The following is a 15,226-nucleotide window of genomic DNA, read 5'->3' as shown; positions in this document are numbered from 1 at the left end:
CTCGGCCGGGCGGGCTGTCGGTCGGCGGGCCGCGGCCGGCCGTCGGTGCCGTCGGCGGCGGTCACGACGTCTGGGGGACGACGGCGACCGGGCAGTCCGCGTGGTGGAGGAGGGTGTGGCTCACCCGGCCGAGCTGGAGGCCGAAGTGACCGTGCCTGCGCCGGGCGCCGACGACCACGAGGTCGGCGGAGGCCGAGCGGTTCACGAGAAGGGTGTGGGCCGCTCCCTCGACCGTGATGCGCCGGGTCCGGACTCCCGGGTGGTCGGCCACGGGGCCCCGCAGCAGCGCGTCCAGGAGGGCGGATGCCTCCGCCTCGTGCCGGCGGGCCGGTTCGGTCACGAGGGCGGGGTCGTCGGCGCTCTCGTGCGCGGGGCGGCGCCAGGCGCGGACGGCGTCCAGGGTGCATCCGCGTACCTCTGCCTCGCGGAGGGCGAAGTACGCGGCCTCCGCGCCGGTGGCGGGGTCTCCCGCGCCCAGCACGATCCGCTCGCGGGCCGTCGGCGGCAGCGCCCCGTCGCCTCGGACCACGATCACGGGGCAGTGCGCGCGGGCCGCAACCGCCAGCCCGACCGAGCCGAGGAGCAGGCCCTTCAGCTCGCCGCGGCCCCGCGATCCCGTCACCAGCGCGAAGGCGTCCTTCCCCGCCTCCAGCAGGGCGCCCGCCGGGTCGTCGGGAACGATCTCGGTGGTGACCTTGACCTCGGGGTTGCGCAGCAGGGCGCGCTCCGCGGCGGAGGCGACGATGTGTTCCGCCAGGACACGCTCGGCGGGACGACCGAGGCTGATGGACGGTGCGGCCTCCTCGTAGCGCTCCCAGCGGGAGGCGTGCGTCAGCCGCAGCGGCAGACCGTGGCGGGCGGCCTCGTCCACCGCCCAGTCGACCGCCAGCAGGCCGGGGCCCGATCCGTCGACACCTACGACCAGGGGGAGCGTCATCGTTCCCACCGCCTTCCGTTCGCCTGCCGTGGGGGTTGCGCGCAGGGTCCGCCCTCTCCACCGTCGCACCCCGTGACGGAGGGCAGGAGGGCGGGTCGGGCCGCGCAGGAGGGACGTTCGGCCCATGGCTGAGGCGCGAGAGGGTGTCGTGCTTCGCCGGATGTGGCGTCCCGGTCGGCGCGGGCTCCACGGCGCACGCTCCGGAGGGCCGCTCGGCCCACACTCCGGCCCGCTCAGCCCATGCGCGGGTGGGCCCGTCAACCGGAAGCTGGAAGGGAGGCCCCGGAAAGGGCGCCTGATGCTGCGGCAGGAAAGGGAGGCTCCGCCATGAAGACCACGAAGACAGGCGCACTCATGGTCGACGAGGTCGTCACGGCACGGCGGGACACACCGTTCAAGGAAGTGGTGCGCCTGCTGGAGGAGCACCGCATCAGCGGGCTGCCGGTGGTCGACGAGGACGACAAGGTCATCGGTGTGATCTCCCAGACCGACCTGGTGCTGCACCAGGCCCGGGAACCGCGGCCCTCGGACCGCCGGACGGGATTTCGGCGGCTGTTCGGCCGCGGCACCCGGCGCGCCGACGCCGAGAACCGGGCCACGACGGCGGACGGGGTGATGTCCGCTCCCGCGATCACGGTGCCCGCCCAGGCCACGGTCGTCGAGGCGGCCCGGCGGATGGCCGAGCATCGCGTCGAGCGGCTGCCCGTGGTGGACGAGGAGGACAGGCTCGTGGGCATCGTCACGCGCCGGGACCTGCTCCAGGTCTTCCTGCGCGACGACGAGGCGATCCGGCGGGACGTACAGCAGGAGGTCTTCGTCGACACGTTGTGGCTGGGCCCGCAGGCGGTCGACGTCCATGTGGAGAACGGAGTCGTCACCCTGACCGGTCAGCTGGAACGGCGCAGCGAGATACCGATCGCGGTCGGTATGACACGCCGTCTCGACGGCGTCGTGGAGGTCGTCGACCATCTGGGCCACCGCATCGACGACAGTCGTCTGCGGCCCTCCGAGCAGGCGCTGCGAGGCATCGCCGACAACTGGTTGCACAAGCTCTGACCGGGTGCCGCGGCACTCGGACCCGTATCAGTCCGCAGCGGGGAGAAAGGACGGCCGTCATGATTCCCCTGCTTCTCATCGTCGCCACCGTGGTGGGTGCCTGCCTGGTGTTCGGATACAGCTCGTTCGTCGTGGGCTTCTCGCTGATCGTGGCCGGTGTGGTCGGACTCATCGCCTTCCTCTCGACACCGGGTGCGGTCCTGCGTCCCGGTGAGCGGGAGTTCGTCGAGGAGCGGCACTACTTCGGCAAGCACGACGACCACCGGGAGTTCCGGAAGTGACCCTCGCCCACGACGAAGGGATCGGTCCTCATGAGCACGGAGTTCGTCGCGTCATCCCACCCCGCTCGGCTGAGCGCGAGGCTCGACACTCCGCTCTCGCGCTGGCTGTGGCTGGTGAAGTGGCTGCTGGCGCTCCCCCACTACGTCGTCCTGTCGTTCCTCTGGGTGGCGTTCGTGGGGGCCGGCGTGTTCGCGTTCTTCGCGATCCTTTTCACCGGCCGCTACCCGCGGCCGGTGTTCGACTTCAACGTCGGTGTACTGCGGTGGAGTTGGCGGGTGGCGTACTACGCGTACGGCGGCCTGGGCACCGACCGCTACCCGCCTTTCACACTCGCCGACGTCCCCGACTACCCGGCCCGCTGGGAGGTGGAGTACCCGCGGCAGCTGTCCCGCGGGCTGGTCCTGGTGAAGTGGTGGCTGCTGGCGATCCCGCACTACCTGGTGCTGGGGTTCCTGATCGGCGGCGTACGGGTGGGGTGGTTCTCGGGAGGGCTCATCGGGTTGCTGGTGCTGTTCGCCGGCATCGCGCTGGCCGCGACGGGCCGGTATCCGCGCGGCCTGTTCGACCTGGTGACGGGCCTGAACCGCTGGGTGCTGCGCGTGGCCGCCTATGCCGCGCTGCTCACCGACGTGTACCCGCCGTTCCGGCTCGACCAGGGCGGTGAGGAACCCGGTCCGCGTCCGTGACCGTGACCGAAGGCGGCGGCACCGGTGTCGGCACCGGTGCCGCCGTCCTCGTGGAGCGCCAACGGCCCGCGCCGCGGGCCGCCTTCAGCTGTGGGCCGTCGTGTGCCGTCCCCTGCCGGGCAGCGGACGGGTCACCGGCGGTGTGCGGTGGGGCCCGCGGTTCCGGCGGCGCAGCACACGGACCGCGAGGGTGTCGAGGGCGGCGGTCAGGACCGCCGTCAGGCCGACCGCCAGGACGAGCAGTACCGCGGACCGCTCCCAGAACTCCGGTGTCAGAGTCGTCACCACTGTCCTCGCCCTCCCTGGTCAGACTGTTTCCGTCCCTGCCACCAGACAACCGCGGGGACGGTCGCGGGCCCATGAGCCGAGCGGTACCCGCGCGGGGGCTGGACGGACCCTCGCCGCCGGGCCGACCAGCCCCTGCGCCGGCCGGGGCGCCGACGCCCCGGCGAGGGCGTCACCTTCGCCCGCCCGGTGCCCGAGGCCCGGCCGGGCGCCTCCGAGGCGGCCAGACGGCGGTGAGGCGGTCGCCCTCGTCGGTCACCCGGGTGCCCAGGTCGGCACAGGCGCGGACGAGCCGGTCGGCGGCGAAGCCGTACTCCGCCTGGTCGGCGAGGCGGGTGCGGGCGAAGTCGAGGGAGAGGGGTACGGCCTCGGTACGCAGCACGTCATGGGTGTCGAGAGTGACCCTCCAGAGAAGCCCCAGGTCGTTGCGGAGGGCCGGGTGGACGGCGTAGTCGTCGATGAAGTCCCCCAGATCGAACAGGACGTGGCGTGTGAACCCGTGGAACACGTGGGCGGAGTGGCCGATCACCAGGTCCGCCCCGGCGGACGTGAGGTCGCGGGCGGCACGGTGCACATGCGACACGGGGCGGGTGGTCATGTTGGGTCCCCAGTGCACGCTGACCAGGACCAGGTCCGTGTCCTCGGCCAGGGCGCGCACGGTGTCCGCGAGCCAGTCGGGCACGTCCTCGTTCCACAGGTCGGCGTAGGCCACGCCGGGCCTGTCGTCCCCGGCGGCGAACTCGGCGGGATGATCCGTGACCGCCGCCAGCCCGATGCGCAGTCCGCCCGCTTCCAGGATCAGCGGGGCGCGGGCCTCGCGCGTCGTCGCGCCCGCTCCGATGGTCCGGATGCCCGCGCCGGCCAGGTGGTCCCGGGTGTCGAGGAGTGCTTCGGGGCCGTAGTCGAGGGCGTGGTTGTTGGCCAGTGAGACCACGTCCACGCCGATGTCGGCCAGGAGACCGGCGGCGCGGGGCGGGGCGCGGAAGAAGTAGGTCTTGCCCGGCAGGTCGGCGGGAGCACCTCGGTCGGAGACGCAGCATTCGAGGTTGAGCAGGAACAGGTCCGCGTCCTCGACGATCCTGTGCACGGCGGGGGTGAACAGGGGCCGTGGCCTGGTGTGCGCCAGCACCTCGGCGACTCCCCGGCCCAGCATCGTGTCCCCGGCCAGCGCGATCCTCACCGTCATGGTCCTTCACACCTCTCCGGGGCGGGGTGGCGGCTCCGGCCCCCGGCGCGCGACCGGCCGACGCGTTCTTCCGTGAACGCCTCCCCGTCGCCCCGGCGCGGCATCGCGGGCTCGCACCAGGCACCGCACAGTCGTACTGCTGCCAGTCTGCACCCCCCGAACCGCGCATCGCGGCCGCGGGGCCGCGGGGCCGCCGACGAGCGCCGTCACGGCCGGCGCCGAACCGGCGCCCCGCTGCGGGGCACCCGGGCGCCACGGCCGCGGGCCGCGCCGCTACCCCCCCTGTCGTCGTTTTCGGCCGAAGGGAGCAGCGCTCCTGAGGCCGCCCGCCCGCAGGCGCGTCCGGCGAACGCACCGCACCTGGCAGGCACCTGTCCCTCGCCCGCGACCGTCCGACCGTCCGCAGACCACAGACCACAGACCACAGACCGCAGAGCCCACAGACCGCCACACGTCTACCGGCCCTGTCCTGCGCGTCCTCCGACCGACATGCGGCCCAAGCCCGACTCGGCGACTCTGGAGAGCGGGGGCAGTGCCGGGAGGAGAGACCCATGCACTGGGAAACGATCCACAAGGACGCCACACCGGTCGTAGCGCCCCGCCTCACCGACTACGACCGCGCCCGTTCCGACTTCAGCTGGTCGCACGCGCGCGCCGCGCTCGACGGACTGCCCGACGGCGGGCTCAACATGGCCCACGAGGCCGTGGACCGGCACGCGGCATCGGGCCGGGCGGAGCGGGTCGCGCTGAGCTGCGTCGCCCGGGACGACACCGTCTCGACCGTCACGTACGGTGAACTGGCCCGTCGTACGGCCCGCTTCGCGAACGTACTGCGGTCGCTCGGCGTCGGCCGCGGCGACCGGGTGTTCACCCTTCTCGGCCGCTGTCCCGAGCTCTACACGGCGGTCCTCGGCACGCTGAAGAACACCAGTGTCCTGTGCCCGTTGTTCTCCGCGTTCGGCCCCGACCCGGTGGAGCAGCGGCTCAGGCTCGGGGACGCCCGCGTCCTGGTGACCACCGCGGACCTGTACCGGCGCAAGGTCGCCGGCCGGCGGGAGTCGCTGCCGGGCCTCGAACACGTCCTCCTCGTCGGGCCCGCTTCCGAGGAACCGGACGGCACGCTGTCCTTCGACGAGCTGACGTCGACGGCCCCGGAGACGTTCGCCATCCCGCCGACGGCACCGGAGGACATGGCACTCCTGCACTTCACGAGCGGCACGACCGGCGCCCCCAAGGGCGCCGTCCATGTGCACGAGGCGGTCGTCGCCCACCACGCCACGGCCTCCTACGCACTCGACCTGCACCCGGAGGACGTGTACTGGTGCACCGCCGACCCCGGCTGGGTCACCGGCATGTCGTACGGGATCATCGCCCCGCTCGTCCACGGTGTGACGGTGGTCGTGGACGAGGGCGACTACGACGCCCGGCGCTGGTACCGGATTCTCGGCGAGCAGCGGGTCACCGTCTGGTACACCGCGCCCACGGCCCTGCGGATGCTGATGCGCGCGACACCCCGCCAGGGCCCGTACGACCTGCCGCGCTCCCACGACCTGTCGGCGCTGCGGTTCATCGCCTCCGTCGGCGAACCCCTCAACCCGGAGGCCGTGGTGTGGGGCCGGGATGTGCTCGGCCTGCCCGTCCACGACAACTGGTGGCAGACGGAGACCGGTTCCATCATGATCGCCAACTTCGCGGCCTGCGACATCCGGCCCGGCTCCATGGGCCGGCCGCTGCCCGGTGTCGAGGCGGCCGTCCTGGAGCAGGGCGAGGACGGCCGCGCCCTGGTGGTCGACGGCAGGGTCACCCTGGTGGAGAAGCCGGACGTGGAGGGCGAGTTGGCGCTGCGGCCGGGCTGGCCGTCGATGTTCCGCGGCTATCTGCACGACGAGGAGCGCTACGGCGCCGCGTTCGCGGACGGCTGGTATCTGACCGGTGATCTGGTCCGGCGGGACGCCGACGGCTGGTTCTGGTTCGTCGGGCGCGCCGACGACGTCATCAAGTCGGCCGGGCATCTGATCGGCCCGTTCGAGGTGGAGAGCGCGCTCATGGAGCACCCGTCGGTGGCCGAGGCCGGAGTGATCGGACGGCCGGACCCCGTCGCGGGGAACGTCGTCAAGGCGTTCGTGTCGCTGCGCCCCGGCGCCGAGCCGACCGCGGCTCTGGAGCGGGAACTGCTGGCCTTCGGCCGCCGCAGGCTGGGTCCCGCCGTCGCCCCCCGGGAGATCGCTTTCGACCAGGACCTGCCCAGGACCCGCAGCGGGAAGGTGATGCGCCGTCTGCTGCGTGCGCGTGAACTCGGTCTGCCCACGGGCGACTTGTCGACTCTGGAGGGATCCGCATGAGCGTTGCCCGCCCCACCCGCACGCGGAAGAACCCGGCGGCCGCCCCCAGGACCGCCAAGACGGCCAAGACCGTGAAGAGGGCCTCGGCGGCCGGACGCGGGGCGGCCACCGGACCTCCGTCCGGCCCGGGAGCCGCCGGGCACCGGGCGGACCTGCTGGAGTCGATGCTGCGCATCCGGCGCTTCGAGGAACGGTGCGTCGAGCTGTACAGCGCCACGAAGATCCGCGGCTTCGTCCACCTGTACATCGGTGAGGAGGCCGTCGCCGTCGGCGTCAACGAGGCGCTGACGCCCGAGGACGCGGTCGTCGCCACCTACCGCGAGCACGGCCACGCCCTCGCCCGCGGGATCACGGCCGAGGCGGTCATGGCCGAGATGTACGGCAGGACCACCGGGTGCAGCGGCGGCCGGGGCGGCTCCATGCACCTCTTCGACGCCGAACGCCGCTTCTACGGCGGCAACGCCATCGTCGCGGGCGGTCTGCCCCTGGCCGCCGGTCTCGCCCTCGCCGACCGTATGCGCGGACAGGATCGCGTCACCTGCTGCTTCTTCGGCGACGGCGCCTTCGCCGAGGGTGAGTTCCACGAGACCGCGAATCTGGCGGCGCTGTGGAACCTGCCGCTGCTGCTCGTCTGTGAGAACAACCTCTACGCCATGGGCACGGCCCTGGAGCGGCACGAGGCGCAGACCGACCTCGCGATGCGCGCCGCGTCGTACGGCATGGTCGCCCGGGCGGTGGACGGCATGGACGTCGAGGCGGTCGAACTGGCCGCCCGCCGGGCCGTCGAGGGCATCCGCACCGGCACCGGACCGCACTTCCTGGAACTGCGCACCTACCGTTTCCGCGCCCACTCCATGTACGACCCGGACCGCTACCGCGAGAAGACGGAGGTCGAGCGGTGGAAGGAGCGGGACCCGATCGACGTGCTGACCGGCCGCATGCGCGAGACGGACGAGCTGGACGACGAGGCACTGGCCGGGATCGAGCAGCGCGTCGCCGACGAGATCGACAAGGCCGTCGAGGCGGCCGAACAGGCGCCCGAGGAACCCGTCGAACAGCTGCTCCACCACGTCACCAGCTCCTCGGCGGGGAGGGTGGGATGACCGTGGGCGGCAACGGTACGCACGTGACGAAGACGACCTACCGTGAGGCGATGCGCGAGGCGCTGCGGGAGGCGATGCTCGCCGACGAGCGGGTGTTCCTCATGGGTGAGGACGTGGGCCGGTACGGGGGGTGCTTCGGTGTGAGCCTGGGCCTGCTGGAGGAGTTCGGTCCCGAACGCGTCCGTGACGCGCCGTTGGCGGAGTCCGCGTTCGTGGGCGCCGGCATCGGCGCGGCCCTGGCGGGGCTGCGCCCGATCGTCGAGATCATGACCGTCAACTTCAGCCTGCTGGCCCTCGACCAGATCCTCAACAACGCCGCCACCCTGCTGCACATGTCGGGCGGCCAGTTGCCCGTGCCGCTGGTCATCCGTATGACCACGGGCGCCGGACGGCAGCTCGCCGCCCAGCACTCGCACAGCCTGGAGGGCTGGTACGCGCACATCCCCGGCATCCGTGTCCTGGCCCCCGCCACCCTGGAGGACGCCCGCCACATGCTGGCCCCGGCGATCGCCGACCCCGACCCCGTACTGATCTTCGAACACGGCGGTCTCTACAACGTCTCGGGGGAACTGCCCGCCTCCACGGCCCCCGTCGGCCTGGATCACGCCGCGATCCGCAGGCCCGGCACCGACATCTCCCTGATCACCTACGGCGGTTCGCTGCCCAAGGCGCTCACGGCGGCGGACGAGCTGGCCGCCGAGGGCATCAGCGCCGAAGTGATCGATCTGCGTACCCTGCGCCCCCTGGACGCCGCGGCCATCGCCGCCTCCGTAGCCCGGACGCATCGTGCGGTGGTCGTCGACGAGGCATGGCGCACGGGAAGCCTGGCCGCCGAGGTGTCCGCCCGGATCGCGGAGGAGTCGTTCTACGAACTGGACGCGCCCGTCGAGCGGGTGTGCAGTGCGGAAGTGCCCATGCCGTACGCGCGGCAGCTGGAGGAGGCCGCCCTGCCGCAGAGCGCCGACATCGTGGCGGCCGTCCATCGGGCGGTGGACTGAACATGGCCGAGTTCACCATGCCGTCGCTCGGCGCGGACATGGACGAGGGCACACTCCTGGAATGGCTGGTGCGGCCCGGTGATCCCGTCCGCAGGGGCGATCCGGTCGCGGTCGTCGAGACCGCCAAGTCGACCATCGAGGTGGAGTGCTTCGAGTCCGGGACCATGGCGAGGCTGCTCGTCGAGCCCGGCGCGACGGTACCGGTGGGGACCCCGCTCGCCGTGATCGGGCCGCCGTCGGGGAAGCCGGAGGCGTCGCACGGGCGCCGGCACTCCCGTCCACCGCGGCGGGAGCCCGAGCCCGAGCGCCCCGTCCCGGCGGCCGCCACCGTTCCCGGGCCGTCTCCGGCAGTGCCGGACACCGGTGACGAGCCCGGGACGGTGCCGGCTGCCGACTCCGAGCAGCCGACTACGGTGGCCTCCGGGCCCGAGCCTGAGCCGGCGGCCCCCTTGCCGAGCGCACCGGCCGGAGGGCGGCCGGAGGGCCATGTGGAGGCGGGTCCCCTGGTCCGGCACCTGGCGGAGCACAGTGGTGTCGATCTGGAGGCGCTGCACGGCTCCGGAAGGGGAGGCCGCGTCAGCCGGGCCGACGTCGAGAAGGCGGCGGCCGCGCGGCGGCCCCGTGTGCGCGCCTCGCCCCTCGCGCGGCGGCTCGCCGCCGAACTGGGGGTGGACGTCGCCATGGTGACGGGCGCGGGCAGGGGTTCGGCCGTCCGTGCCGCGGACGTGCGCCGGGCCGCGCCGGGCCCGGCGGCGGCCGGTCCGCCCGTCCCGGCGCACGCCCCCGCGTCGCGGGCCGGCCGGCCCACGCCTCCGCAGGCAGGCCGGTCTGCGCGGGCGCAGTCCTCGGAGGACCGGCCGGCGGCCATGCGGCGGGCGATCGCGGGGCTGATGACCCGGGCCAACCGGGAGATCCCCCACTACTACCTGTCCAGCACCATCGATCTCGCCGCCGCCATGGGCTGGCTGCACGAACACAACCGACGCCATCCCGTCGGTGAGCGGCTGCTGCCCGCGGCGCTGCTGCTCAAGGCGGCGGCCCTGGCGGCCCTGGAGGTTCCCGAGCTGAACGGCTTCTGGACCGACGACCGCTTCACGGCGGGCGAAGGCGTCCACCTCGGCGTGGCCGTGTCCCTGCGCGGCGGGGGGCTCGTCGCCCCCGTGCTGCACCACGCCGACACCTTGGCGCTCCCACGGCTGATGGCCGACCTCAAGGATCTGGTCACCCGGGCCCGCACCGGGCGGCTCCGGGGGTCGGAGGTCTCCGACGCCACGCTCACGGTCACCAACCTCGGCGACCAGGGTGTGGAGACCGTCTTCGGCGTGATCCATCCGCCGCAGGTGGCCCTGGTCGGCTTCGGGCGGGTGGCCGAACGGCCGTGCGCCGTCGACGGCATGCTGGGGGTGCGGCCCATGGTGACGGCGACCCTGTCCGCCGACCACCGGGCGACCGACGGTGCCGTGGGTGCCCGCTACCTCACGGCGGTCGCCCGTCTTCTGCAGAATCCGGAGCAGCTGTGAACATCAACCGAGCCGACGCACTGGACCTGGTCCGGGACGCGATCTCCGCTGCCGTGCCCGGCGCGGACGTCGCCTCCCTGGAGCCGGACGACGCGTTCCGGGACGCCCTGGAGATGGACTCGCTGGACTTCCTGAGTTTCGTCGAGATCCTCGGCGAGCGGTCGGGCGTCCGCATCGAGGACGAGGACGCGCCCCGGCTCACCACGTTGGCGGGGACGGCGGACTTCCTCGTCGCCCGTACCACCTGAACGGGCCCGCCCAGGGCCCCGGAGGCCGGCCGCAAGGCCCCCGGACGGACCGTGCCGGGGGGCCGCGGGAAGCCGTGCGAGCGGGACCGGTGTTCCCGGTCCCGCTCCCCTCGGCCCTCCGGACGCCGTCAGTCGTGCGGTACCACCGCGACCGGTGCGACGGCGTGCTGGATGACGTGGTGGGTCACCGGCCCCACGCGAGGGCCGACGTTCCCCGCGCGTCCGCGCCGACCCACGACGACCAGGGCGGCGTCGGACGAGGCGTCCACCAGGTGCGCCCCCGGATTGCCGATCACCGCTTCCTGTATGACGCGGACGCCGGGGTACTTCTCCTGCCACGGACGCAGCACGTCGGCCGGCAGCGGCGGGGTGCCGGCCTCCCGCCGGTTCCGGCCGGGCTCCGCCGCGGGGGCGGCCTCCGCCGCACGGGTGACCCGCTCGCCGCTCCAGCCGTGGACCACGCGCAGCGCAGCGCCGCGCCGGGAAGCGGCGTCGAAGGCGAAGCCGAGGACGAGGTCGTCGGGTGCGCTGAGGTCCAGTCCGACCACCACGTCCCGGTCCGACCCGCCCTCGACGGAGTCATCGGCCCCATCGACCCCGTCGGACCCGTCGGCGGCCCCCACGGCCCCGCGCGTCACGCCGGAACGGACCAGGACCACCGGGCGACCTGCCCTGGCCGCCACGGCGAGGGCCACGGAACCGAGCAGGACTCCGTCCGCGCGGCCCAGGCCCCGCGACCCGAGCACGAGCAGTTCCGACTCGCCCGCGGCGGCGACCAGTGCGGGCACCGTCCGGCCGGGGATTCGCTCGACGGTCACCCGCACACCGGGGTGGCGGTGAGCCAGCCGGCCCCGCGCCTCGGACATCAGGCTGACGGACCGGTCGGCTCCGGGTGGCGGCACCGGCTCGCCGGCGAACGGGACGTAGGCGTGCGTCTCCTGCCTCCCGGCGTGTACGACGCGGAGCGGGAGACCGTACAGGCCTGCCTCGCGAGCGGCCCAGTCGGCCGCGGCCAGGCTCTCGTCCGAGCCGTCCAGACCGACGGTGACTGTAGGGGACATCGAGGACCTCCTTGAGGGGTGTGACTCCACTCTGCTGTCCCCCGACCACGTGGCACGAGGGACCTCGAGTCCCGGGTGCCGGTCCGTTCGGCCCCCGTGGGCACGATCTCGTCGGCGCCGGCCGGGCCGTTCGGCCTCTGTCCGGCCCGGCGAACGCCGCTGCGCAGAGGTCGCCCTCGGCATGGACGGGGACCCTGTCGGCGGTGCGGTCGGCCTCGCTCTCGCCGGTGCCCGGGCGCGAGGGGTACGTCCGCGTGTCGTCCACGCCTGGGCACTGCACGCGAGCGCCGCCGAGCGGCCGCTCGCCGTACCGGAGCGGGAACGCGCGACGTGGGGGGACCACGAGGAGCAGTTCCTGCCGGCGCGCTCGTCCGTGGCGGGAAAGCCATCCGGATGTTGTTCCGGTGCTCCAGGAGGTGGTCCTGGTGTCCCCGGTCCAGGCCTGGTCCATCACCCGGCCGGGGCCGGGCAGCGCGCGTCCCGCGCGGAGTACGCGTCACGGGTCCGGCCGGCCGGGTACCGGCGTCAGCCGCCCCTACCCCCTGCCCGGCGGTCGCACCGCGGCGTCGCCCTGCGATGCGGCGCGACCGGGGAGGGCATGGGGGCGCGCCGTTCGGGTCCTCATCGCAGTCGGCGCAGGTAGGGGTCGTGCGGACGGCGCGGCAGCAGGCGTATGCGGGCGTCGAGCACGGTGACCCCGGCCGGTGCCGCGAGGACGGGGTTGAAGTCGGCCTCGGCGAGCTGCGGCAGGTCGGCGGCCATCCGCGAGAGCCTCAGCAGGAGTTGTTCCAGCTGTCCGAGGTCGACGGGGCTGCTTCCGTTCGCGCCGAACAGCAGGGGCGCGCACCGCGGCGACGTGATGAGTTCGTGGACGTCGCGGTCGGTGAGCGGGGCGAGGCGGGCCGCGTGGTCGGCCAGTACCTCGGTCGCCGTCCCGCCGAGTCCGAACAGGACGAGCGGCCCGAAGACCTCGTCCTGGACGACGCCCGCGAACAGTTCGGTGCCCCGGTCGGCGAGCGGCTGGAGGACCACGCCCGTCATGAGTCCCGAGAATCGGGTCTCCAGGTCGTGGAACGCGGCCCGCACCTGGGAGTCGCCGCGGAGGTCGAGGTGGACCGCCTTGTGCTGGGTCTTGTGCAGGAGCCCCGGCCAGTGGGCCTTCATGACCACCCGGCCGTCGAAGCCGCGCAGCCGGTCGGCGGCGGCCACGGCGTCGTCGGCGGTCTCGGCCCAGGCCCACGGAATCTGCGGGATGCCGTAGCAGGAGAGCAGGTCGGCGGCGGTGCGCGGGTCGAGCCAGCCACCGTCGGGCTGCGCGGCGAGATATCCCTCGACGACCTTGCGGGCCCGCTCGGTGTCGACGTCGTCCAGGTCGGGGACGGTGCCCGCGGGCCGGGACAGCCACGCCGCGCGCTCGGCGGCGTGGGCCAGGGCGCGGGCCGCCGCCTGGGGTTCGGCATAGGAGGGGATGGTGCCGCCGCCGTCGGCGGGCAGCAGCCGTACCGCCGTCTGCTGTTCCAGACGTACCGCGAGCACGGGTTTCGACCGTCGTCCGGGGGCCGTGGTGAGGGCCCGTACGAGGTCGTCTCCGGTGGCCGCCGCGACGGCGGTCGGCACGAGCGCGACCATCACGGCGTCGATCGCGGGGCATCGCAGGAGTCGGTCCACGCACTCGGTGAGCTGCTCCTCGGAGACCGCGGCGGTCGCGTCGACCGGGTTGCCGACGCCGGCGCCGTCGGGGAGCAGGCCGAGCAGTTCGTCGACCGTCGCCGGGGTGAACGGGGGCAGCGCGAGGCCCGCCTCGGCGCAGGCGTCGGCGGCGAGCACCCCCGCGCCGCCCGCGTTGGTGACGATCGCGACGCGAGCGCCTTCCGGCAGCGGCTGGGAGTGCAGCAGGGCGGCGGTCTCCATCAGTTCGCCGACGGAGCGGGTCGCGGTGACGCCCGCCTGGGTGAACAGGGCCTGCCGGGTCATCGTGCGGGTGGCGGCGGCAGCGGTGTGCGAGGCCGCGGCCTTGCGGCCCGCGTCGGTCCGGCCGGCGTCAACGGTCAGCACGGGGATGCGGCGTGTCACGCGCCTGGCGGTACGGGAGAAGGCGCGGGGGTTGCCGAACGACTCCAGGTGCAGCAGGGCCAGTTCGGTGCGGCCGTCGCTCTCCCACCACTGGAGCATGTCGTTGCCGCTGACGTCGTACTTGTCGCCGAGCGACACGAAGGACGAGACCCCGATGCCCAGCCGGGACAGCCCGTCGAGCAGCGCGATGCCGACGCCTCCGGACTGCACGGCGACGCCCGCCGTCCCGGGGCGGGGATGATCGGCGGCGAAGGTGGCGTCGAGGCGCAGTTCCGGCTCGGTGTTGGAGATACCGAGGCAGTTGGGGCCCACGAGGCGCATGCCGTAGGTGCGGCAGGCACCCAGCAGTGCCCTGGCCTGGTCGCGGTCGAGCCCCGCCGTGACGACGACGAGCGCGCGTACGCCGGCCCTTCCGCACTCCTCGGCCACGGAGGGCACCGCAGCGGCCGGCACGGCCACGACGACGAGGTCGGGTGTCCGGGGAAGGGCGGAGACGGAGGCGTAGGACGGCACTCCGAGCACCGATGTCACCCGGGGGTTCACGGCGAGGAGGCGGCGGGTGAAGCCTCCGGTGTGCAGATGGTGGAGGATGGCCCGCCCCACCGATCCGGGACGGCGCCCGGCGCCGACGACCGCCACGGTGTCCGGCCTCAGCAGGGGCCGCAGACTGGCCACGTCCGCGGACCGGCCGCGGGCCTCGACGGCGGTCAGATAGTCGTCGTCGATGTCGAGGTGGAAGGTGTGGCGCACCTCAGTGCCGTCGAAGCGGCGGGAGGTGCGCAGTCCGAGGTCGGCGAAGAGCCGCAGCACCTCGTGGTTCTCGCTGAGCGTGTCCGCGGTGAAGGTGGTGATGCCCTCCGCGCGGGCCGCCGAGACCAGGTGTTCGACGAGCAGGGTGCCCACACCCCGGTGATGGAGGCCGTCGGCGACGGCGATGGAGATCTCCGCCCCCTCCTCCTTCCCTCCGGCGTCGTACTCGGCGAGGCCGATCACCCGGCCGTCCACCTCTGCCAGCAGTGCCCGGTAGCCGGGGTGGGGCGGGGCGCAGGCGCGGTCTGCGGCCTGGGCCGCCGAGCGACGGCTCGCCGCGAAGAACCTCAGCCGCAGGTTCTCGGGGGACATCTCCTCGTAGAGCCCCTGCAGCTGTTCGCGGTCGCCGCGCACCACGGGGCGGATGCACACGGTGGTGCCGTCCGCGAGCAGGGCGTGGACCGGGGGTCGCTCGGACACGTCGTTCGTCATCGCGGATCTCCTCCAAGGTCACGGCACTTGAAGCATCCGGCGGAGCGGCACCGGGGCGCTTGGGCTGACCGGGGTGGGGGGGGGGGGGGGGGGGGGGCCCCCCCCCCCCCCCCCCCCGCGGGGCCGGCCGCCCCCGCCCCCCCCCCCCCCGGGGGGGGGGGGGCGGGGCGCGGCGCCCACGGGGGCCCCCGGCCCCAAGCGGGCGGC

At 73.9% G+C, this 15,226-nt stretch carries 13 protein-coding genes; 8 read left to right on the top strand and 5 right to left on the bottom strand.

All coding sequences use genetic code 11. The features are described from left to right. Nucleotides 1–61 precede the first annotated feature (61 nt). Nucleotides 62–937: a universal stress protein gene (locus AC067N_RS32335; protein WP_478682466.1), complete on the bottom strand. Its 876-nt coding sequence runs from the start codon at nucleotides 935–937 to the stop codon at nucleotides 62–64. 327 nt (nucleotides 938–1,264) lie between these two features. On the opposite strand from AC067N_RS32335, the gene AC067N_RS32330 reads away from it, so the two are divergent. The 3 genes from AC067N_RS32330 to AC067N_RS32320 are packed head-to-tail and all read left to right on the top strand — an operon-like array spanning nucleotide 1,265 to nucleotide 2,961. Beyond that, complete coding sequence (locus tag AC067N_RS32330; RefSeq protein ID WP_478682465.1) at nucleotides 1,265–1,993, top strand: CBS domain-containing protein; 729 nt, start codon at nucleotides 1,265–1,267, stop codon at nucleotides 1,991–1,993. Between the two features lie 59 nt (nucleotides 1,994–2,052). Next, on the top strand, nucleotides 2,053–2,274 hold the full coding sequence (locus AC067N_RS32325; RefSeq protein ID WP_478682464.1) for a hypothetical protein: 222 nt from the start codon (nucleotides 2,053–2,055) through the stop codon (nucleotides 2,272–2,274). 30 nt (nucleotides 2,275–2,304) lie between these two features. After that, complete coding sequence (locus AC067N_RS32320; protein ID WP_478682463.1) at nucleotides 2,305–2,961, top strand: DUF4389 domain-containing protein; 657 nt, start codon at nucleotides 2,305–2,307, stop codon at nucleotides 2,959–2,961. 84 nt (nucleotides 2,962–3,045) lie between these two features. On the opposite strand, the gene AC067N_RS32315 is transcribed toward AC067N_RS32320, so the two are convergent. Together AC067N_RS32315 and AC067N_RS32310 are read right to left on the bottom strand one after the other, a co-directional pair. Further along, entirely contained in the window at nucleotides 3,046–3,249 is a 204-nt protein-coding gene (locus tag AC067N_RS32315; protein WP_478682462.1) for a hypothetical protein, read from the bottom strand. Nucleotides 3,250–3,418: 169 nt separating this feature from the next. Then, nucleotides 3,419–4,432: a CapA family protein gene (locus tag AC067N_RS32310; RefSeq protein WP_478682461.1), complete on the bottom strand. Its 1,014-nt coding sequence runs from the start codon at nucleotides 4,430–4,432 to the stop codon at nucleotides 3,419–3,421. 551 nt (nucleotides 4,433–4,983) lie between these two features. Here AC067N_RS32310 and acsA point away from each other — a divergent pair. From acsA to AC067N_RS32285, 5 genes are read left to right on the top strand one after another with little or no spacing between them, the layout of a single operon-like run. Continuing rightward, nucleotides 4,984–6,774 carry an acetate--CoA ligase gene (gene acsA, locus AC067N_RS32305; RefSeq protein WP_478682460.1) on the top strand — a complete coding sequence of 597 codons (1,791 nt, stop codon included), beginning with the start codon at nucleotides 4,984–4,986 and terminating at the stop codon, nucleotides 6,772–6,774. Further along, entirely contained in the window at nucleotides 6,771–7,877 is a 1,107-nt protein-coding gene (gene pdhA, locus AC067N_RS32300) for a pyruvate dehydrogenase (acetyl-transferring) E1 component subunit alpha (RefSeq protein WP_478682459.1), read from the top strand. Before acsA ends, pdhA begins: the two co-directional genes overlap by 4 nt. Further along, nucleotides 7,874–8,875, top strand: coding sequence for an alpha-ketoacid dehydrogenase subunit beta (locus AC067N_RS32295; protein WP_478682458.1), 1,002 nt, complete (start codon nucleotides 7,874–7,876; stop codon nucleotides 8,873–8,875). Before pdhA ends, AC067N_RS32295 begins: the two co-directional genes overlap by 4 nt. Nucleotides 8,876–8,877: 2 nt before the next feature. After that, entirely contained in the window at nucleotides 8,878–10,395 is a 1,518-nt protein-coding gene (locus AC067N_RS32290; RefSeq protein WP_478682457.1) for a dihydrolipoamide acetyltransferase family protein, read from the top strand. Further along, the gene (locus tag AC067N_RS32285; RefSeq protein WP_478682456.1) at nucleotides 10,392–10,643 is read left to right on the top strand and encodes an acyl carrier protein; all 252 of its coding nucleotides are present in this window, start codon (nucleotides 10,392–10,394) and stop codon (nucleotides 10,641–10,643) included. The genes AC067N_RS32290 and AC067N_RS32285 overlap by 4 nt, the downstream gene beginning before the upstream one ends. 128 nt (nucleotides 10,644–10,771) lie before the next feature. On the opposite strand, the gene AC067N_RS32280 is transcribed toward AC067N_RS32285, so the two are convergent. Together AC067N_RS32280 and AC067N_RS32275 are read right to left on the bottom strand one after the other, a co-directional pair. Then, on the bottom strand, nucleotides 10,772–11,704 hold the full coding sequence (locus tag AC067N_RS32280; protein ID WP_478682455.1) for a universal stress protein: 933 nt from the start codon (nucleotides 11,702–11,704) through the stop codon (nucleotides 10,772–10,774). Between the two features lie 621 nt (nucleotides 11,705–12,325). After that, nucleotides 12,326–15,019, bottom strand: coding sequence for a bifunctional acetate--CoA ligase family protein/GNAT family N-acetyltransferase (locus AC067N_RS32275; RefSeq protein WP_478682454.1), 2,694 nt, complete (start codon nucleotides 15,017–15,019; stop codon nucleotides 12,326–12,328). Between the last annotated feature and the right edge of the window lie 207 nt (nucleotides 15,020–15,226).

It is taken from the genome of Streptomyces sp. NPDC042364 (genome assembly GCF_056437585.1).
The sequence above is the reverse complement of the archived record's forward strand: the minus strand, read 5'-3'. Positions and strand labels throughout refer to the sequence as shown.